Origin of the sequence: Kordia sp. SMS9 (assembly GCF_003352465.1) — a bacterium.
GTDB lineage: Bacteria > Bacteroidota > Bacteroidia > Flavobacteriales > Flavobacteriaceae > Kordia.
On the sequence record NZ_CP031153.1, the window covers coordinates 2,349,939 to 2,369,871 of the forward strand.

Annotated in this window: 18 protein-coding genes; 9 read left to right on the top strand and 9 right to left on the bottom strand. The window is 34.9% G+C overall.

The genetic code is table 11. The annotated features are described in order from the left end of the window. Window positions 1–5: 5 nt before the first annotated feature. The 5 genes from KORDIASMS9_RS10205 to KORDIASMS9_RS10225 form a co-directional block, all read right to left on the bottom strand. Window positions 6–548 carry a DUF4287 domain-containing protein gene (locus tag KORDIASMS9_RS10205; protein ID WP_114902749.1) on the bottom strand — a complete coding sequence of 181 codons (543 nt, stop codon included), beginning with the start codon at window positions 546–548 and terminating at the stop codon, window positions 6–8. A 99-nt stretch (window positions 549–647) separates the two neighbouring features. Continuing rightward, entirely contained in the window at window positions 648–1,226 is a 579-nt protein-coding gene (locus tag KORDIASMS9_RS10210; protein WP_114902750.1) for an SRPBCC domain-containing protein, read from the bottom strand. A 61-nt stretch (window positions 1,227–1,287) separates the two neighbouring features. Further along, the gene (locus KORDIASMS9_RS10215) at window positions 1,288–2,085 is read right to left on the bottom strand and encodes a helix-turn-helix domain-containing protein (protein ID WP_240321168.1); all 798 of its coding nucleotides are present in this window, start codon (window positions 2,083–2,085) and stop codon (window positions 1,288–1,290) included. A gap of 120 nt (window positions 2,086–2,205) precedes the next feature. Continuing rightward, window positions 2,206–2,502 (bottom strand): hypothetical protein, encoded by a 297-nt coding sequence (locus tag KORDIASMS9_RS10220; RefSeq protein ID WP_114902751.1) that lies wholly within the window; start codon window positions 2,500–2,502, stop codon window positions 2,206–2,208. Window positions 2,503–2,674: 172 nt separating this feature from the next. After that, entirely contained in the window at window positions 2,675–3,979 is a 1,305-nt protein-coding gene (locus KORDIASMS9_RS10225) for an aryl-sulfate sulfotransferase (RefSeq protein WP_114902752.1), read from the bottom strand. 279 nt (window positions 3,980–4,258) lie between these two features. On the opposite strand from KORDIASMS9_RS10225, the gene KORDIASMS9_RS10230 reads away from it, so the two are divergent. Beyond that, window positions 4,259–5,005 (top strand): zinc-dependent peptidase, encoded by a 747-nt coding sequence (locus tag KORDIASMS9_RS10230; protein WP_162819872.1) that lies wholly within the window; start codon window positions 4,259–4,261, stop codon window positions 5,003–5,005. On the opposite strand, the gene KORDIASMS9_RS10235 is transcribed toward KORDIASMS9_RS10230, so the two are convergent. Then, entirely contained in the window at window positions 5,002–5,658 is a 657-nt protein-coding gene (locus KORDIASMS9_RS10235; protein WP_114902754.1) for a sensor histidine kinase, read from the bottom strand. The genes KORDIASMS9_RS10230 and KORDIASMS9_RS10235 overlap by 4 nt on opposite strands. A 506-nt stretch (window positions 5,659–6,164) precedes the next feature. Here KORDIASMS9_RS10235 and KORDIASMS9_RS10240 point away from each other — a divergent pair. Genes KORDIASMS9_RS10240 through KORDIASMS9_RS10255 form a run of 4 tightly spaced genes read left to right on the top strand, consistent with a single transcriptional unit; the run spans window position 6,165 to window position 13,131 of the window. Beyond that, the gene (locus KORDIASMS9_RS10240) at window positions 6,165–6,950 is read left to right on the top strand and encodes a T9SS type A sorting domain-containing protein (protein WP_114902755.1); all 786 of its coding nucleotides are present in this window, start codon (window positions 6,165–6,167) and stop codon (window positions 6,948–6,950) included. Window positions 6,951–6,966: 16 nt separating this feature from the next. Then, entirely contained in the window at window positions 6,967–9,171 is a 2,205-nt protein-coding gene (locus KORDIASMS9_RS10245) for a thrombospondin type 3 repeat-containing protein (RefSeq protein WP_114902756.1), read from the top strand. 13 nt (window positions 9,172–9,184) lie between these two features. Next, window positions 9,185–11,455, top strand: coding sequence for an S-layer family protein (locus KORDIASMS9_RS10250; protein WP_114902757.1), 2,271 nt, complete (start codon window positions 9,185–9,187; stop codon window positions 11,453–11,455). A gap of 11 nt (window positions 11,456–11,466) precedes the next feature. Beyond that, window positions 11,467–13,131 carry a hypothetical protein gene (locus KORDIASMS9_RS10255; RefSeq protein WP_114902758.1) on the top strand — a complete coding sequence of 555 codons (1,665 nt, stop codon included), beginning with the start codon at window positions 11,467–11,469 and terminating at the stop codon, window positions 13,129–13,131. Between the two features lie 72 nt (window positions 13,132–13,203). On the opposite strand, the gene rpe is transcribed toward KORDIASMS9_RS10255, so the two are convergent. The 3 genes from rpe to KORDIASMS9_RS10270 all read right to left on the bottom strand — a co-directional run bounded on the left by rpe (window position 13,204) and on the right by KORDIASMS9_RS10270 (window position 15,760). Then, window positions 13,204–13,863, bottom strand: coding sequence for a ribulose-phosphate 3-epimerase (rpe, locus tag KORDIASMS9_RS10260; protein ID WP_114902759.1), 660 nt, complete (start codon window positions 13,861–13,863; stop codon window positions 13,204–13,206). 135 nt (window positions 13,864–13,998) lie between these two features. Continuing rightward, window positions 13,999–14,862, bottom strand: coding sequence for an RNA polymerase sigma factor RpoD/SigA (locus KORDIASMS9_RS10265; protein WP_007096854.1), 864 nt, complete (start codon window positions 14,860–14,862; stop codon window positions 13,999–14,001). A gap of 136 nt (window positions 14,863–14,998) precedes the next feature. Further along, complete coding sequence (locus KORDIASMS9_RS10270) at window positions 14,999–15,760, bottom strand: 7-carboxy-7-deazaguanine synthase QueE (protein ID WP_114902760.1); 762 nt, start codon at window positions 15,758–15,760, stop codon at window positions 14,999–15,001. Between the two features lie 186 nt (window positions 15,761–15,946). Here KORDIASMS9_RS10270 and KORDIASMS9_RS10275 point away from each other — a divergent pair, with 186 nt between their 5' ends. The 4 genes from KORDIASMS9_RS10275 to KORDIASMS9_RS10290 all read left to right on the top strand — a co-directional run bounded on the left by KORDIASMS9_RS10275 (window position 15,947) and on the right by KORDIASMS9_RS10290 (window position 19,889). Continuing rightward, window positions 15,947–18,256 (top strand): phosphotransferase, encoded by a 2,310-nt coding sequence (locus KORDIASMS9_RS10275; protein WP_114902761.1) that lies wholly within the window; start codon window positions 15,947–15,949, stop codon window positions 18,254–18,256. After that, the gene (locus KORDIASMS9_RS10280; RefSeq protein WP_256387008.1) at window positions 18,249–18,764 is read left to right on the top strand and encodes a CDP-archaeol synthase; all 516 of its coding nucleotides are present in this window, start codon (window positions 18,249–18,251) and stop codon (window positions 18,762–18,764) included. Before KORDIASMS9_RS10275 ends, KORDIASMS9_RS10280 begins: the two co-directional genes overlap by 8 nt. A 1-nt stretch (window position 18,765) precedes the next feature. Beyond that, window positions 18,766–19,356 (top strand): CDP-alcohol phosphatidyltransferase family protein, encoded by a 591-nt coding sequence (locus KORDIASMS9_RS10285; protein ID WP_114902763.1) that lies wholly within the window; start codon window positions 18,766–18,768, stop codon window positions 19,354–19,356. A gap of 128 nt (window positions 19,357–19,484) precedes the next feature. Continuing rightward, a complete protein-coding gene (locus tag KORDIASMS9_RS10290) occupies window positions 19,485–19,889 on the top strand; it encodes a GtrA family protein (protein ID WP_114902764.1) in 405 nt (134 codons plus the stop codon). Window positions 19,890–19,933 lie beyond the last annotated feature (44 nt).

A 19,933-nucleotide genomic window follows, 5' to 3' on the forward strand; every position in this document is an offset into this window, starting at 1 on the left:
ATCACTTATTCCGCTTTCTCATAGGCTTCTTGCAACCAAGCTTTCAACTCAGCATCAACTTGATTAATTTCTGTCAATCGTACTCTGTGTGTACACATGGTGCCAAAAGGACCTGAGTTTTCCAAGCGCTCTGTAGTTTCTTTGCCTTTAAGCTTTAAACCTAAATCAATACGAGATTTGGTAGCGGGTTTGATGACCGCAAATTTTCGTTTTCTATCTAAGCTTACTTCTGTTTTCTTTGGAGTAATTCTTACATCATCCCCAAATTCTTTTACCATAGCCACCAATTGCTCGTAAATAGGAACTAAAACTTCTTTTCCTTTGTATTGATTTGTCACTAAATCTTCTGGTGTATTTTTTTCTTCTTTGGATAAGTTCACAATCGTATTGGCAAAACCATGCGTAACACTGTGTTCTTTCTTTAAATAATTTACAGCTTCAGCATGTTTGGTAAATGACTTTGTTTTTAGAATTGCTTTCCATTCCGTTAGTGACTTGCCTGTTTTTTCAGGCATATTATCAATCATTGTTTGTAATGCTTTTTCCATATTTTAAATATTTTACTCGATAATCGAGATTAAAAATGTTCCGATCTTTGTGTCGAAATGTTGTTAACTGTTTTCTTTGAATATTTACCAGTCTTTACCTCAATATTTGTTGCTAGGTTTTCCTGTTTCCAAATACGAAATCAAATTCAGATACGATTGTTCATTTCCTTTGATAAAAAACTGCATCAAAGACCTGTATTTCTCTGTGTATTTATAACCAATTCCAAACGAAGTGACTTTGGTTTTTGTGGGACTTATTTTTTCAAAAAGGATGACATTGTATAAATCTTTTTCGTCTTCCTTCATGAATTCAGGGAAATTTTTAGTGAGTTCTGCTTGTAATGTCAACATTGTTTTTGGAACATAATTGACAATATGGAGCGTAATTGTAGCAGCATCACCAATTTTTCCATCTTTATTATAATTGGTTTGTATTGTTCCATTAATTTTAAAGTCGATTTCAGCAATTGAAGTCGCCCAATTTTCCCAACCCTTTTTAGTTGTGTACGCATTCCAAACAGAATCTACAGCAACGTTTACAATAAAAGTTTGTTTTAAAACCATATTTTTTGTGTCTGAAGAATCGATTACAGAAACGATCCTAGTTGAAGGATTCGTTTGTGCAAAAGACACTACTGAAATACAAATCATTACAAAGGAAAGGAGATTTTTGGTCATAATTTTTAAGATTACTGTGTTGCAATGTACACATTTCAAATACTTGTATGATAGTAAAAAATTAACCTTTTCGATCTAACGGGAAAAAATTAGGTTCATCATTATGAAAATCTGCATTGATAAACTCTTGTGGATTAAACCCTGAAAACTCTTTAAATTCTTTGATAAAATGTGATTGGTCCGTATAGCCAAATTCATACGTAATATCAGTCCATTTAAGTTGTTGCTTGTTTTGAATATGTTTTAAGATTTCATTGAATCGAAAGATTCTGTGAAATACTTTTGGCGTGAGTCCAAAATACTTTTTAAACTGATGAATTAAATGTTTTTGTGAATTTGGATACGAATCAATAATAGCTTTGCTTTCTGAAATTGGTTTGGCTTGTATCTGTTCAAGAATCGCTAAGGCTTCTTTTGGAGCAGATTTGCTACTTTCAAATCTTTTCAATAACCAGTTTTCTGCATGTTCAAATTTTTTCTGAGGAACTTCAGTATGTAATAGTTGAGTTCGCAATGCTAAAATTTCATCTCCGAAAAGTTGTTCCGCAGTAATGACTTTGTTGTTTAGTTCATGAATTGGAATTTTCACAAAAGGATATGCGCCCTTGGTTTTGAATTGAATCACAAACATTTCAGAATCTTGATGCGCCGAAATCGAAAGGTAATTTTTGTGCATTCCGGAAACCCAAACATTTCGATACCTTCCATTAGGTTTTAAGGTTGTATTATCAAAGGTATTCCGTTCCAAACCATCCAATTCAACTATGATAAAAAGATGTCCCGTAGGAACGACACGTTCGATAGAATGATCTGGTTTGAATCCTTTAAAATAAAAAATGGATTCAATGTAAGCTTTCAAAGGAGCTTTTAAACTATGAGTTTCAAATTGCAATAGTTTTTGGTTTAGTTATACTTAAAACTACAATATTCTTTAGCAATGTCAAAGTTGTACCATTAGAAAATCAACTATTTTTTGAGGCTAAAGATCAATATATTTTTTAAAATCAGTAGGTTTGTCTATGTGCAACGCAATCTTAGGGAACGTCATTTTTGTACCAAATAAACCGCGTAGTGTGTGTTCGTGATGCGTTTCAATAAGTACATTATGACCTTCCAATTCGCCTAATAAAGAAAGTCTAGCAATGTTTTCTTCTTTGTCAAATTCTGTGCTTGTCAGTGTAATATTTTTGATGTTTTCAATCGAGATTTCCGCTTCTTGCATGATTCCATAACGTAACAATACTTGATCATTTTCGATAGCAATCGGGCGTTTCATTAAGGATTTTGCATATCGAATTTTTTTGAATCGGCTTCGCTAAATAGGTCTGATGTACGTTTTTCTTTTATATAGTTTAATTGGAAATTAAATCAAGTAGCATCAATTAATAAAAAAAGACAACTTTGATTAAGTTGCCTTCATGAAATATATAGTATTTTAATGGAATGTTTTACAAGCCAAAACTCGCCAATACCGGATCGTCTACTTCATGATCATAGGCTCGCCAAAAGAACGAACCTTCGCCGCCATTGTAACGCCAAACCACTTCTTTGTCAGGAGTGACTTCCCAAAAACCAAAATCGCCCTCGCAGATAAGCGTATTTCCATTGTCTAAACGTTCTGCACCCGAAATTTTGCTGGAAAAAATTGCCTCATTGCTATACGACCAAACTACATTCGGTTCGTTGTCTGTATTTGGCAATAGGGAATAGGTAGCTGGCATTTCCAATTCGTATACGGTAGAAAAACCTGCGGCAAATCCGTTGACATATAATAACATGTTTCCTTCGCCAGGTACGCCATCTTCTAATAAATTTGGATAGTGATTGCGATCGCCGCGAACTTCTCCCATCATATTGTCATACGCTCTTGGATTGCCAAAACGATACACCAAATCGCCACCAAATCCATAATTCCCGCCTGAATTTGTAGCAGCTTCAGCAGTAGTTGTGCTGTGATCAATAACCCAAACTTCACTAAAAAAGTTTACACTTAGGTAGATAACATCTTTGGTTGAATCATAATCAAAACCGTTGGCATGCATGATGTCGCCATTGGCAATTGGGTTGTAATTGATGTTCACTTTACGTGGATTATCAGCCACAATACCGTAGTTTGGAAGTGATGGATCATCGTCTTGAACAATATGATCGTAACTTCTCCATTGCCATACTACTGCATTGGTATTTCTGTCAATTTCCATAAGTGTTTCAGGATAAATATCACCAGGATTTGCAGATCCTTGTGCGGCTGCATCCACTTCTGCAATGCGTTCCCAAACTAAAAGCAACACATTTCCATTTGGCAACATTTCTACATCATGATGCACAATAAAATCCGAGTTGCTTAGTGTATATTCCCATTCCACATTGCCGTTGGGATTTATAATTTTTACAATACCGCCATATCCACCAAATTCAATTTGTGCATTTGGATCTTTAAAAACTCCTAATAAATTTCCGTTTGGTAGTATCTGTAAGTCGTTCCCTAAAGGCTCATCAAAAGTAAATTCATGAACTTTTTGACCTGTTTTGCTCAATAAAAAAGCAGAATTTTTTCCTGCATTTACAACGAATGTCAGATTGTTGTGAATTTTTGCTGCGTCATAGACTTCAACTTCAGTTGTTAAAACTATTGGATCCGGATCTGGATCACTACTTTCTGGTGTAATAATATTTGTATCGTCATCACTACAGCTTGCAAAGGTAAAAAGGAATGCGCAAGCTAGGTACCGTAAGATTTGTATGTGTTTCATTATTGCTTCAATTGTTAGGCTAAAAATATATAATTCTGAAATAAATACATCACGAAAACACATAAGTTTTCTTGTTTTTCCGCTGTTTTGCAGTCAATTTTAACAGTTAAGAATCATTTCATAGCTTTTTTTGTCTTTTTTACGGTGAAAATGAAAGTGGTAAATATTTTAGGTCATGTTATTTTTTATCTGATGAGAATATGTATTTTAGCAAGCAAATTGAATCAGAACCGATACCCAATGTAGTAATTGCTACACGTATTCTTTAAATTACTGCCATTGCCACTAGATTATTTTAAAGCATTTTTTTACAGAAGAACTAATTTGTACCGTTTTGTGCTTTTTTCGGATAAGTTTACGGAAAGACAGCGCATGTTAGTTGCGAAAGAAATTCCTTTTTATACAAAATTGAACCTCAAAGAAAAACGTGTATTTGAGCACAGAGTGTTGAGTTTTATCAACGCGCACACCTTTGTAGGTCGTGAAGATTTATTGGTTACAGAGCGCATGCAATTGCTTATTGCTGCTACGGCAGTGATGATTACGTTTGGTTTTAGGCGTTATTTGCTTTCGCGATTTGAAACGATTTTGGTATATCCACAACATTATTTTTCTAATATTACACAGCAATATCACAAAGGAGAAGCCAATCCGAAATACAAAACATTAGTATTTTCGTGGGAAGATTTTGAAGAAGGTATTAAGATTGAAGACGACAATTTAAATCTTGGTATTCACGAACTTACGCATGCATTGCATTTTAGTTTTTTAACTGAAAGCAGTTACAACGCACGCATGTTTTTGCGACACTACAAATTGTTGCTTGCTTCTTTGATAGATAAAGATGCGCAAAAACGCTTGATTAAAATCAATTATTTACGCGATTATGCTTTTGAAAATCAGTATGAGTTTTTGTCTGTTTTGATAGAACATTTCTTTGAAACGCCCGAAGAATTCCGAGCGAAATTGCCCAATATTTACAACAGAGTCAAGCTGATGTTAAACATACACGTCGCAGATTTTTAAATTTGAATTAATGGAATTCGAAGACAGCTTTGTGTTCCCGCTACAGTGCCTGTAGTATTGCGTAAGGTGCGAACATCCAACAGTTTCTTTTTACTCTCCGAGCCATTGATGATTTTTAAGCGTTCGTTAATATTCTCCAGTGAAATTCCTGAACCTTCATTCAATTCTTCTGCTGTTTTTGTAATGCCATCACCGTTATCGGTAATGCACACGTACAATTGTTCTTCTTCTAGTTTGATAGAAATTTTCAATTCTCCTTTTCCAGTACGTTTCATACCTTTCAAACCATGAACAATGGCATTTTCTATTAAAGGTTGTAAAATAAGCGGTGGAACTTTGGTAAATTCTAAATCGGCTTTCAATGCTTCGTCAATTACAATTGTATAGACAAATCCTTTTTCAAAAAGATCGCGTTGCAATTCAATATATAACGTTGAAATTTTAATTTCGTCTTGTAAATCAATCAATTTACTTTTGGTCGATTTTTGAACCAATCGGTACAAATGTGAAAGTCTATTAAGCCAGTTGATCGACTGATTCACATTTCCTTTGGTCATTGCGTTACAGATACTTTGGATTGCATTATTAATAAAGTGCGGATTCATTTGAGAATTCAAAAGATCGTACCGTAACGATAATTCATTTAATGACATTCAATACATTTTTTTAGAGTTAACATTTGTTATGCTGGCTTTAGGGATAGATTATAAAATTGGTATACGTAAATGTACGATTGTTACACGCAAAAGGCAACAGGGTTTTGCCCCATTTCGCGAAAACAGGCTCTATATTCACGGAAAATAGAAAGTGTATTAAGAGGTTAAGTTTTTGTTTTTTAGTGTTTTAAGGTGTGCTTTGTAAAAAATATTACAAAGAGAGGAAAATTCTCGAAAAACGACATAAAAAACATACTTTTTTGTCTTAAAAAAGATGTTTTAAAGAAGGTTTTTCAGAATAGAAACATCAAATAACACCGCTTTTTTCAAAAAAATCATTATAAAAAAACTAGAATTGTTAGTTATTTATAGATTTTCTTTTAATTTAGAGGATATTGCATTTTTACTTCTCTCCCAGCCTCAACTAGTAAAAATAGTGTAAAGTATTGGTTACATTTAAAAAGTTGCCAATACATTTTTATTACAAAAAAAACATACTTTCTATGATAAAAAACATACTATATTTCGTCGTATTAACTGGCGTTGTTTGTCAATCTTATGGTCAAAGTTTGGTCAATGATGGCGCAGAAATCATGCTGCAAGAGTCTGCTGTGGTATTCAGTACTGAGAGTTTTGTAAATAGGAATAATGGACAAATTAAAGGCGATGGCACCATGGATTTTGCGGAAGCCATGAATTTTGCGGTGATCAATCCTGGAGTCGTTATTGGCGATTTAAGTTTTGATTCTTCATTAATCAACAGTTCGGCTGCTGGTTTTATGCTGGACATCCAGGGAAATGCAGGGATTGGCATTGAAAATGGACACGATCATGTATTTGTAGATGGCGATTTGGTGATGAATGGAATTTTAGACATTGCTACCATTGACGGTTTTGTACCTGCCACAACCGATTCGTTCACCATCATATCGTATACAGGAAATATTTCTGGACAATTTACCGCGGTAACTTTAGGAGGCAATCTTACGGGTTTTGCTGTTGATTATACCTTGCCTGGACAAATACGATTGGTGCATGAAAGTATTTTAAGTGTGCAAGAAGCTACCATTGAATCTTTACAAGTGTTTCCAAACCCAACCAATGACTTTATCTACATTCGATCGTTGGATAAAATTGACAGAGTAGAAGTCTATAATTTAATAGGAAAGCAAGTATTAGTTACTACCAAAACAGATAAAGTTGATTTGGGCAGACTTGCTAAAGGAATGTATCTCGTAAAAATCTACAGTGAGCAAAAGTTCAATGTGAAGAAAATTAAAGTTCAATAATTATATATACTATAGAATGAAAAAAATATACATAACAATTTTATGTTGCTTTGGATTGCTGAGCATATCTGCGCAAAATTGTGGTTATTATACGGTAAATTTATATACGCAATCTAGTGTTGATAATTTTGTAGCTACGTATGCTACAACAGGTTGTAATAGATTGCCTATTTCATTGATCATAGGACAATCAAACCCTGGAACAATTAATGACATTGTAGACATTTCTGGATTATCTTTTATTGAAGAAATAGCATCTTCATTGATCATTAGAAATACAAGTCTCACTACATTAAATGGTCTTCAAAATCTTACAACACTTGGTGCAGCTGATGGTTACTCAGAAACATTAGAAATAACAAATAACCCTAATTTAACATCCATCAGTAGTTTGCAAAATTTGAATACTCCAGACGGAATCCGAGAATTACGCATTACTGACAGTCCATTACTTCAAAGTTTAAATGGAGTTTCACATCTTGAGGCTCAAAATAAAGTGATTGTCACCAATACAGGAATCACTGATTTTCAAGCTACAGTAAGAAGCTTCATTAATACTTTTAGTGTGAGAGACAATCCAAATTTGACATCGTTTTCAGGACTTATAATTAACACTAACGGTACGTACCCTGGTACTGAAGTTACCATTAGAGATAATCCATCTCTAACTAGTATTGACGGTATGCAAGCCTTTACAGATATACGCAATTTAAGAATTATTGATACTGGACTTACATCTCTTACAGGTTTAGATAATGCAGCCATTCGTAATTCTTGTACCATCGTTAATAATCCAGCATTAACATCCATCGATGCAATAAACGGTTCTGGTACTCCATCAAGTTATATAGATATACAATATAATGGAGCCTTGACATCAATTAATGGATTTAATGGAATGACTTCCCATTCAGGGAATCTCACCATCAGAAACAACAGTTCTTTAAATACGATTAGTGGTTTTACTAATTTAAATTCTTTTTCAGGAGAATTTTTAATTGAATTAAACGCTTCTTTAACCGCGATTGATGGCTTTTCAAGCTTGAGTACAATTAATGGTACAATGACTATTAATAATAATACTTCACTATCCTCACTAAGCGGATTAAGTGCTTTAAATTCCGTTACCAGCGCAATCACAATAAGTGATAATAACAGTTTACCAAACGTAGATGACTTGAGTAGTTTATCATCTTTTGGATTTATTTTTCGCATACTAAATTGTGATCAATTACAAAACATAACCCTTTCTGGATTAGGAACCGATTTGAACGCTTTAGAAATTAAGGAAAATGATGCGTTACAATCTGTATCAATTTCAGATAACTCTCAACTTTCATTCACTAGATTAGAATTGAAAAACAATCAAGCTTTAACTGATATTCAATTTCAGATGGCAAATTATATAGCTTCCTCTTCTGACGTTGGTGTTATAGTAGAAGGGAATCCTGCATTGACTTCATTGCAATTTTTGAGTACGCTAACTAATTTTCGAAAAGGAATTTCAATTGTAAATAATGCAAGTATAAGCAACCTAAACGACCTTCGTTTTTTGGCACGTTCAGGCGATTTAACCATTAGTGACAATCCTTCCTTGACAAATTTAAATGATTTAGGAAAAAATATTGAGGTCTTTGGAGATTTACAAATCTCAGGAAATCAAAATTTGACAGACATAAGTTACTTGGATGATTTGGTAAAAGTACATGAAAATATGAGATTGATTAACAATCCAAATTTAGATGAATGCTGTATTCTGGATCGCTTTTACAACCAAGGAACCGTAACAGGAAGCTTCACACTGTACGGGAACAATACAAATTGCAATTCCATTCACGATATTTTTGATAATTGTGGTGAAGACGGCGTGATTTCCAATGACAATTGCCAAGATGTCAGCAATCCAGATCAATTAGATACAGACAGTGACGGCGTTGGTGATGCATGTGACAATTGCCCAACAGTCGCTAATAACAATCAATTAGATACGGACGGAAACGGCGTTGGCGATGCATGTCAGGCTGAAGCTGGAGCAGATACAGGTTTTGTGGGAATCAGCACAAATACACCATTAAGCAAATTACACATTGAAGATGGCGACGTATTTATTAGCAATATCAACCGTGGAATTATCATGAAAACGGCTTCGGGAAAATGTTTCCGCTACAAGCCTAATGAACAAGGAATATTAGTAGGACAAGAAATTATTTGTCCACAATAAAATATATACTAAAATGAAAAAAAAAATATACGTATCAATCTTATGTTTACTTGGAATACTTACTTTACATGCTCAGAATTGCAGTTCTGGAAGTGTCACTTTAGCAAACCAGTTTCAAGTAGATAACTTTGTTGCTACCCATGCGAGTACAGGTTGTAATACTATTCCTTTTAACTTATATATAGGAAATAGCACGAATAATAATATAACAGATATATCTGGACTCTCATTCATTACGAATGTTGGAGGGATTTTAGGTATTTTTGGTACGAATTTGACAGATCTAACTGGATTGGAAAATATTGTTGATATTGGCTATGCAACAGGTACTCAGAAGTATTTATACATTCACAATAACTCAAACCTATCCTCAACCGCTACGCTACAAAATTTACAACCTAACCAAGGCATTTTCTTGATGTCGATTAAAAACAATCCTTCGTTAACAAGTCTTAATGGTCTTACCCAAATGAAGGTGACACAAGATGTCATTGTTGAAAATACCAGCATATCAAATTTATCATTAACGCTTACCCGTAGTGTCAATTCTATTGAAATTTTAAACAATCCAAATTTAACTAGCTTTTCAGGGTTAAATGTTTTAAACGAAAATACGCATACAGGACTGGCATTATTTTTAAGAGACAATCCTTCATTGTCTTCCATTGCAGGTCTTGATGCTTTTACAAACATCCTGACTTTAGTAGTAGACAATACAGGATTAAGTTCTTTGAATGAATTGAACAATATAGCAAGTATTCAAAATTTTTTGAGTGTTGTTGATAATGCGTCACTACTCAATTTAGATGGACTTTCGAATGTAAGTAATTTGCAAAACCTCTACATTTTGAACAATCCAACATTAACGTCAATCAATGGACTTAGTGGATTGACTGCTGTGCAAGGACAATGCACGTTGATAAACAATCCTAGTTTGCAGTCTTTACAAGGTTTAAATGGAGTTTCAACTGTTCAGCAAAATTTAGAAATAAATGGAAATTCCTCTCTTTCTTCAACGGATGGCTTACAAAGTTTAACTTCTGTCGGAGGTGAATTTAGAATTTTGAATAATTCAGGACTCACATCTTTAACAGGATTAAATAGCTTAAATGACATATCTCTAGATTTAAAAGTGACAAATAATACTTCTCTGGTCTCCATGAATGGAATAAATTCACTAAATACCGTAGGTAGAAATGTAGTGATAAGCAATAATTCTAGTTTGCAAAATACGGACGGTTTAAGTGGCTTATCATCTTTTGGGGAAGAGTTTTTAGTGTCTAATTGTAATCAACTTCAAACTATTGTGGTTCCAAGTTTAGGAAACGATTTGGCAAAATTTGAAGTAAATGGTAATAATGCACTTCAATCCATATCTCTGGGAAGTAATTCTAATATGACTTTTGAGTCTTTAAGAATTATAAACAACCAAAGCTTTACCGATTTTTTATATACACTTGGAAATATAAATACTGATTCATCAAGTGATTCCATAGTAATTCAAGGAAACGCATCCTTAACCAACCTAAGCTTATTTAATTCAGTGACTTCATTTAGAAAAAATATTTCAATCATAAATAACGCTGGTTTGACCGATTTATCAGATTTAGGCACTATCGAAAATTTTAATGATATTACCATTCAAAACAATGCATCTTTAGATAATATAGACGGACTTGGAAATAATTTAACAGTATACGGAAATTTGACAATCGATGGCAATCAATCTTTAACGAACATAACACACATTGATGAAGTACTCAAAATTTTTGGAGGCTTAAACTTAACAAATAATTCAAGTCTTGACGAATGTTGTCCTTTGGAAAGATTGTACAACAATGGCGCGGTTGAAGGTGTTATAAGTATAACTGGGAATAATACCAATTGTGATGCTACTTCTGACATTTTAGATGGCTGTGGTGAAGATGGCGTCATTGCCAATGACAACTGCCAAGATCTTAGCAATCCAGATCAAACCGATACTGATAATGATGGCATTGGCGATCCGTGCGATAACTGCCCAACAGTAGCTAATAACAATCAATTAGATGCTGACAATGACGGAATTGGCGATGCATGTCAAGGCGATGCAGGTGCAAATACAGGTTTCGTAGGAATTAGTACAAACAATCCGCTTGCTAAATTTCATGTGGAAGATGGCGATGTATTTATAAGTAATATTAACCGTGGCATCATCATGAAAACCGCAGATGGAAAATGCTTTCGTTACCAACCTGATACCAATGGGAAATTAGTAGGGACGGAAATAATTTGTCCACAATAACAATAAAAGTGATGAAAAAAATTATATTAATATGGGTGTTTTTTACAGCCAGTCTACACCAAGCAGTAGCCCAACCGTGTGCTAGTAATAGCACTGTGTATTTAGCTAACCAACAATCAATCGACGATTTTGTGGCTACCTATGCAGGTACGTGTACTTCGGTAAATAATCTTTACATCGGGAGTTTCCTCGATCCCAATGCTGTTCTCGATCTCTCTGGACTTTCCTTTCTCACAGAAGTCACGGGTTTTTTATATATAGAAATACAACAAAGCCTTCCCTCGTTGGCAGGATTAGAAAATATTCAAACGATAACAGGCGATTTAAGAATTGTAAATTGTGATCTTTTAACCGCAATTTCACTACCAAGTCTAACAGGTGTAGTGACAAATATTGAAATCAGTAATAATGATAATCTACAATCAATTATTTTAGGAGATGGAACTTCAAATATTGGTACACGAAGTGGTCCTAAAATGAAAAATAACGCACAACTATCTAACTTAAATTTCAAATTATCGTACACACCTACGGCGTCAGGAGTCACTGAAATACTCAATAATGATAGTCTCACGTCCATAGCATTTTTAGGGAATTGGTCTAATAATGATGATCCCATACATATAGAAGGAAATGCATCTTTAACAAGTTTAAGTGATGTGCTATTAGGAACAACAATACACGACGTAAAATTTATCAACAACCCGATACAAAATCTAGATGGTTTAAATAGTATAACGATCATAGAAGATCTTGAAATTAAACAAAGTGCCCTTACTAATATACTTGGGCTCCAAAATGTGCAGGAAATCAATTCATTCATTATCGAAGATTCCAATCTTACCAGTGTAGATGGTTTGGAAAATCTCACAGATATAGGCGTTATGGAAATTAGGCAAAGTAACCTAACAAATTTACTTGGATTTCAAAATGTATTAGATATCAATACGCTTATTATTGAAGACTCGGATTTAACAAACCTGCAAGGATTAGAAAATATACGTGATGTGAGTACTAAAATTGAATTGACGTCTAATCCATTACTAACTAGTATCTCAGGATTGCATGTAGATCGTTTTAATTTTGGATTAGAATTAAGAAGCAATCCAGTGTTGACAGACATTTTGGCTTTACGAGAAATGAACCTAGCAGGATTGGATTTAGTGATTGAAAACAATCCGTTACTAGATGAATGTTGTGTACTACAGGTGCTTTTAAATAGAGGTATAGAACCTTCTGAAATTACCTTGGCGAATAATGGAGCTACTTGTTCCGATCTAACAATAGCCACTTCAAACTGTACTGATGACGGACTTTCTACTGCTGTAGATAATTGTGATGACATTCAAAACCCAGACCAATTGGATGACGATAATGATGGTGTAGGAAATCCATGTGATAATTGTCGCTATGTTGCCAATAACAATCAATTAGATACAGATAATAATGGTATCGGAGACGCGTGTCAGTCGCAAGCAGGAGCAGAAATAGGTTTTGTTGGAATTGGAACCAACACTCCCCAAACCAAACTTCAAGTAGAAAATGGAGATATTTATGTGAGTAATATTTATCGGGGAATCATCTTAAAATCTACTGATGGGAAATGTTTTCGTTACAAGCCTAATACAAATGGCTCTTTAATTCGAGAGCAAATTACCTGTCCTGAAAATAACTAATACAATTAATTTCAAAAAGAAAAGCGGTTGTGCTTAAAACAGAACCGCTTTTGTAAAAGTAATTTTTTGTTCTCAAGAAACTAGCTGTTTCAAATTCTGAATCGTCTGCGTCGGGTTCTCTGAACGAAATACAAAACTTCCCGCAACCAACACATCTGCACCAGCATCAACCAATGCTTTGGCGTTTTTATCATTGACACCACCATCAATTTCAATTTCGGTAGCAGCACCTTTTTTAACAATCAAATCTTTCAACTTTTTGACCTTGTCATAGGTATTCTCAATAAACGATTGTCCGCCAAAACCAGGATTCACACTCATAATGCATACCAAATCAATATCCTGTATTACGTCTTCTAAGAGACTTACATTTGTATGCGGATTCAATGCTACACCAGCTTTCATTCCTGCCGCTTTAATCGCTTGTAGCGTTCTGTGTAAATGTGTGCACGCTTCATAATGTACGGTTAATACATTCGCGCCCAAATCAGCAAACGTTTCAATATACCGATCAGGATCAACAATCATTAAATGGACATCAATAGTTTTTGTAGCATGTTTGTTAATCGCTTTCAAAACTGGCATTCCAAAGGAAATATTCGGCACAAAAACGCCGTCCATAATATCAATATGAAACCAATCGGCTTCACTTGCGTTTACTAGTTCAATATCGCGTTGTAAGTTGGCAAAATCTGCAGCCAAGATGGAAGGCGCAATTCGTTTTGTAGACATAATTTGTAGAGTGTTGTTGTTTGCCGACAAAAGTACTATAAAATAAACGCTCTCGCAATGCGAGAGCGTCATTCATCAATCAAAAAACGAACAGTTATGTTATAAAAACTAAACTGCTGTATTGTTAGTAGGAATTTATCCTAAATATGTTTTCAATATTTTACTTCGTGAAGTATGCTTTAAACGACGAATCGCTTTTTCCTTAATCTGACGTACACGCTCACGAGTTAAGTCGAACGTTTCACCAATTTCTTCCAAAGTCATTGGATGTTGGTTTCCTAATCCGAAATACAAACGAATAACGTCTGCTTCTCTTGGCGTCAAAGTTTCTAGCGCACGCTCAATTTCCGTCTTTAAAGATTCATGTAATAATTCTTTATCAGGATTTGGCGATTCACCAGAATTCAATACGTCATACAAGTTCGAATCTTCTCCTTCCACTAACGGCGCATCCATAGATACGTGGCGTCCAGAGTTTTTCATCGACTCTTTTACATCATTCACAGTCATGTCTAATTCCTTCGCAATTTCTTCCGCAGAAGGGATACGTTCATGACTTTGCTCAAGATACGCAAAAGTTTTATTAATCTTATTAATAGAACCAATTTTGTTCAAAGGTAAACGAACAATACGCGATTGTTCAGCCAATGCTTGAAGAATAGATTGTCTAATCCACCATACGGCATACGAAATAAATTTAAAACCACGCGTTTCATCAAAACGTTGTGCGGCTTTAATAAGTCCCAAATTCCCTTCATTGATCAAATCAGGAAGTGTCAATCCTTGATTTTGATACTGTTTTGCAACCGATACTACGAAACGAAGGTTAGCTTTTGTTAATTTTTCTAGCGCTATTTGATCGCCAGCCTTGATTCTCTGAGCTAATTCTACTTCCTCGTCTGCTGTAATAAGGTCAACTTTACCGATTTCTTGAAGATATTTGTCTAATGACGCGGTTTCCCTATTGGTAACCTGCTTGGTAATTTTAAGTTGTCTCATGTAATGTACTTGGGATTTTATTTTTTGTGCTTACGCAATTAGTTATACGTACAAAATGACAAAAATGTTACAAAAAGCTAAGAATTATTTGAAATAAAGTTTATTTGAAAGGTGCAATTATTTCATAATTAATGAATTACACACCTCTTTTATCGCCATAAATATGTACGTGCAAACGATCGGTATAGTGAAATTGGTACTTTTTACAGACTTCTATCAACCATTGTTGCTTTTGTTGCAATGCTTCTGGGTTGGTGCCTTCGGGCATTAAATATACCTTTTGGTTGGGAATTTTATAGGTGTTGCATATTTCTAACACTTCCGTGAGATCGTTCTCAGACGAAATTACAAACTTAAAAACAGCCTTTTCGTTGGTAGCAAAATACGAGTAAACTGCTGGTTTTTCGCGTAATTTCTTTGGATTGTTAGAATTTTCTAATTTGGGTGAAACATTATATTGATCTATCAACGCTTCAAAAGTGGCATCTGGTAAAATAGTACCGTTGGTTTCGATTTCAAAAAAATAATCGGCTGCTTTTGTATTGAAAAATTTGATCAATGCAGAAAGTTCTTCGAGTTGCATCATCGGTTCGCCGCCAGTTAAGACGATATTTTTACAACCCGTTTTTGCGACTTCCACATAGATTTCTTCCAGCGTAAGCGAAACAATCATTTCTTCCATTTTAAACTTTCTATACGTAGGATCGGCGTCTTTTACATGCGCAAAACGCGTTTTCTCCCAATTCCATGTATAATCGGTATCGCACCAAACACAATGCAAATTGCACAGCGATGTTCTAATAAACACGCTTGGTTGTCCCATGTTTTTTCCTTCTCCTTGAATGGAATGAAAAATTTCGGGCTTGCCATTCAAATTTGCAAGTTTCAATTTGGTCATAAATACTGCTTCAAAATAGACTGCAAAATTAACGCATTCCGAATTGAGTGACAAAACAATGTGTTATAGAATTGTATTTGTATTAAAATTTGCGAAAAACGCAAAAAATAAATTGAGTATTTGTATCAAGTATCATTTTAAATGTGATTTTTACAATACATTTGAGTATAAGCAAACTGAAAACTTATGGAAATACCGATTATACCAGGCAGAGGACTCGTAACGGGCACTGCCACCAACATGCGATTGGACTTTCTCGAAAGAGAAAATATCAATACCAACATCATTGCACAATCGCGCTTGGAGTTTCAAGACATTCGCGGAAACATAGAATCCTATATTGGAAGCACCGAAATCCCTTTGGGAATCGTCGGTCCGCTACTTTTTAGCAATGGAGAAAACCAAGAATTAACCTATTGTCCCGCAGGAACTTTAGAAGGCGCGCTCATTGCGAGTATGAATCGCGGTGCAAAAGTCATTAGTAAAAGCAATGGTTTTTCTGCGGAGGTCAAATGGCAAAAAATGACGCGTGCGCCGATGTTTATTTTTCAAGATGAACACGAAGCAGCTCGTTTTAAGCAATTTGTGGACGATTCGTTTCATGATATCAAAAAAGCAGCAGCAGCACATTCCAACCATGGAAAATTGATTCAGATTGAAAGCATACAACAAGCACACATTATTCACACCAAATTTACCTACACAACTGGCGATGCTTCGGGACAAAACATGACAACAACCTGCACGTGGCATGCGATGTTGTATTTGGTAGACGCGTTTATAAATGCCACAGGAATTACGCCAGTAGATTTTATTATTGAAGGAAATGGTGCGTGTGATAAAAAGGTTTCACAATACAATATGGAATCGGGAAGAGGCATTCATGTCGTGGCAGAATGTACGATTCCCGAAGAAATTATTACAAAAATATTACGAACGACTTCAGATAAGTTGTTGCGTTGCTTTCATCCGTCAAAAAAATTGGCTAAAAAAGATGGAATGATTGGGTATAATATCAATGTAGCCAACGCGATTGCGGCAATTTTTGTGGCAACAGGACAAGATTTGGCGTCCATTCACGAATCGAGTGTAGGAGAGTTGCAGTTGGAAAAAAAAGACAATGGATTGTTTCTGCAATTGACCTTACCCAATTTAGTCATTGGAAGCGTTGGCGGAGGAACTTCCTTGCCGAGACAAGCGCAAGCCTTGGAAATTATGGATTGTTACGGTACTGGAAAAGTAGAGCGATTTGCTAAGTTGATTGCAGGTTTTGCGTTGGGATTGGAAATTTCGACGTATGCTGCAATTGTCAGTGGTGAATTCGCAAAAGCACATGAAAAATTGGGTAGAAATAAACCTGTACACTGGTTGTTGCCATCCGAATTGACGTCCAATTTTGTACAATCGAGTTTGAATGGTTTTTTTGAAGATAAGCAAATTCAAGACATTCAATCGAAATCACACGAATTATTGGAGAATGGAATTTTGACGAATATCGCTTCCAAAGTCAATAAAAAAATCATTGGTTTTTTACCGTTTCAAATAGATTATACACAGCCCAACGGAATTGCCAAATCGAAAGATGTGCTTATAAAATCAAAACCGTTGGATGATGAGATTGTCAAGGGTTTGCATACCATTGCGGCGTCGATCAATCCTGCATTGTCGGATGCGTTGAAGCAATCCAAACGACATTTGGAATACCACAATTGTCATTTAAAAGAAATTGAAGTCTATTCGTATTTACACAAAATCGGTTTTGAATTCATGCCAAAATATTTTGGAAAACACGTCAATCCGAAACGCGAGATTTTTATGCTGATTCAAGAGTTTTTGCCTGTTGAGGAGATGAAAATTATGAACTCTGAGAATCATCCAGAACACTGGAATCCGACCACAATTTGTGCTGTGATGAAAGTAATTACACAATTTCATCAAAATGTACCCATGGAAGATTTTAGACATGTACAAGAATTTCAACCCTGGAAATCCACAGCATTGTACAAACAACTGATGCAGATTTTAATTTCGGAATGTGCGGATGACAAAGACAAATTCGTATTGCAAAAATTATATAACGAAATTGACGATTTACAAACACAAGAAAGTCAAATTTCAGTTGAAAAAACCATCATTCACAACGATTTTAATCCGCGAAATATTGCCGTTCGAAATAATGGAATTCCTGCAATTTACGATTGGGAATTGGCAGTAATTGACTATCCGCAGCGCGATATTGTAGAGTTTCTGAGTTTTACCTTGCTGCCAAATTTCAAAAAAGACGAATTTTATTTTTATCTCAAAACACACTATCAGTTATCTCAAGATAAGGATTGGGAAACGTGGTTGCAAGCGTACACATATTCACTAAAAGTATACATTGTGACGCGACTTTCCTTTTACGAAGTTTCTAGCATTTTGGTAGCGTATGATTTTTCAAAGCGCGTATTACAAACAGCATTGCGAATGCTTCAATTTTTGGAAGAAGATGTATAGTTTTTTGCAACATATTTATATTGTTTTGGTGCCTTTAATCTTATCGAATGTGCTGCATATACTCGTGATTAAGAAGGATGTGTTTCCTGTATTGAAACAACCGATTTCAAAGAAATTATTCGGAAAAAACAAAACATGGCGCGGTTTTGTATTTGTATCGCTCGTCAATGGATTGCTGTTGTTTTTGTTGAATTTCACCTTCGATTTTCAAATACCATTATCATTTTTTACAGGATTTGTACTTGGTTTTGCCTATATGTTGTTTGAATTGCCAAATTCATTCATGAAGCGAAAACTGGGAATTCAACCAGGAACGCAGGCTTCTTCTAACAAATTTTTGTTCATGCTGATTGACAAAATGGATTCTGCTTTTGGCGTGAGTTTCGTGTATTTTTTGATGGGAAACATTTCGTTGCAAAATGCAATGTTGCTCTTTTGTATCAGCAGTGCTACACACATCATTATCAGTCAACTTTTAGTGCAATTTCACCTTAAAAAATCATTTTAACATGCAAAAAACAGAAAATATATACAACGTTCCCAACTTTTTAAGTTTTTATAGATTGCTCACATTTCCGCTGATTTTGTGGTTTATTTACGCAGGAAAAGAAAATTTATTCGCCATCTTTTTATGTGTGAATCTTGTCACAGATATTTTAGATGGATTGATTGCGCGAAGTTTCAATTTGCAAACGGAATTTGGCGCAAAATTAGATTCACTAGCAGACAACGGAACGTTCATTGCGGCTTTTATCGGAATTTTTACATTTAAATTGGATGAAATGGCCAATTCCATTTGGATGCTTTGGCTGTTTATTGGCTTTTTTGTGTTTGGTCTGATCGTTTCTTTTATCAAATTCAAACAATATCCAAGTCTGCATTTATACACCACAAAAATTGGCGGATACGTACAAGGTTTCTTTATTTTTGTATTATTTGCGTGGAGTTACAACGAATATTTGTTTTACGCAGCAATGCTTATCGGCTACATTTCACATATCGAAGAACTTATTATTTTGTTCATTTCCGATACAATGCAAACCGATGCGAAAGGTTTGTATTGGGTTTTGAAAGAACGAAGAAGATTAGTTACTCAATAAGAATGCTGATGTCAAATCGAGCGCAGTCGAGATTTCTTTGGAGAAATAGTGGTTCTGTGCCTTCTCGACTGCGCTCGAAGTGACAATTAACTTAAAATTCTAACGATAATCGTAACTTTTTATCAAGCATGATTTTCAATTTTTACAAACAATCCGAAACGTTTCGAATGCTGATCATTGCTGTGATTGGCGCAGTTTTAGGATTTGTTACGTACGAAATTGTGTATTACTTCAATCCGTTTTCGCCTAGAGCGACTATAAGTTGGATTTTTGCTTTCATTATTGGAATTGCACGGCAACACGCGTTGCACAGACAGTTTACATTTTCACACAAAACGTCGTATTTTAAAAGTTTGTATAGAGCGTATGTTGTAGATATTGGTGCGCTGGTTTTTAGCACGGGACTCAATTGGTTGTTGGCTGAAGCTTTGCATTTGAATCATCGGTTGGTTTGGGGAATTTGTCTAGCGTCAACAGCATTGATCAGTTTGGTATTTTTAAAAAAATATATTTTCAAGCCAATTGTAAATTAAAGATAATTTAGCACTTACAACTAGGTAACAAAAAGGAAGTTTTG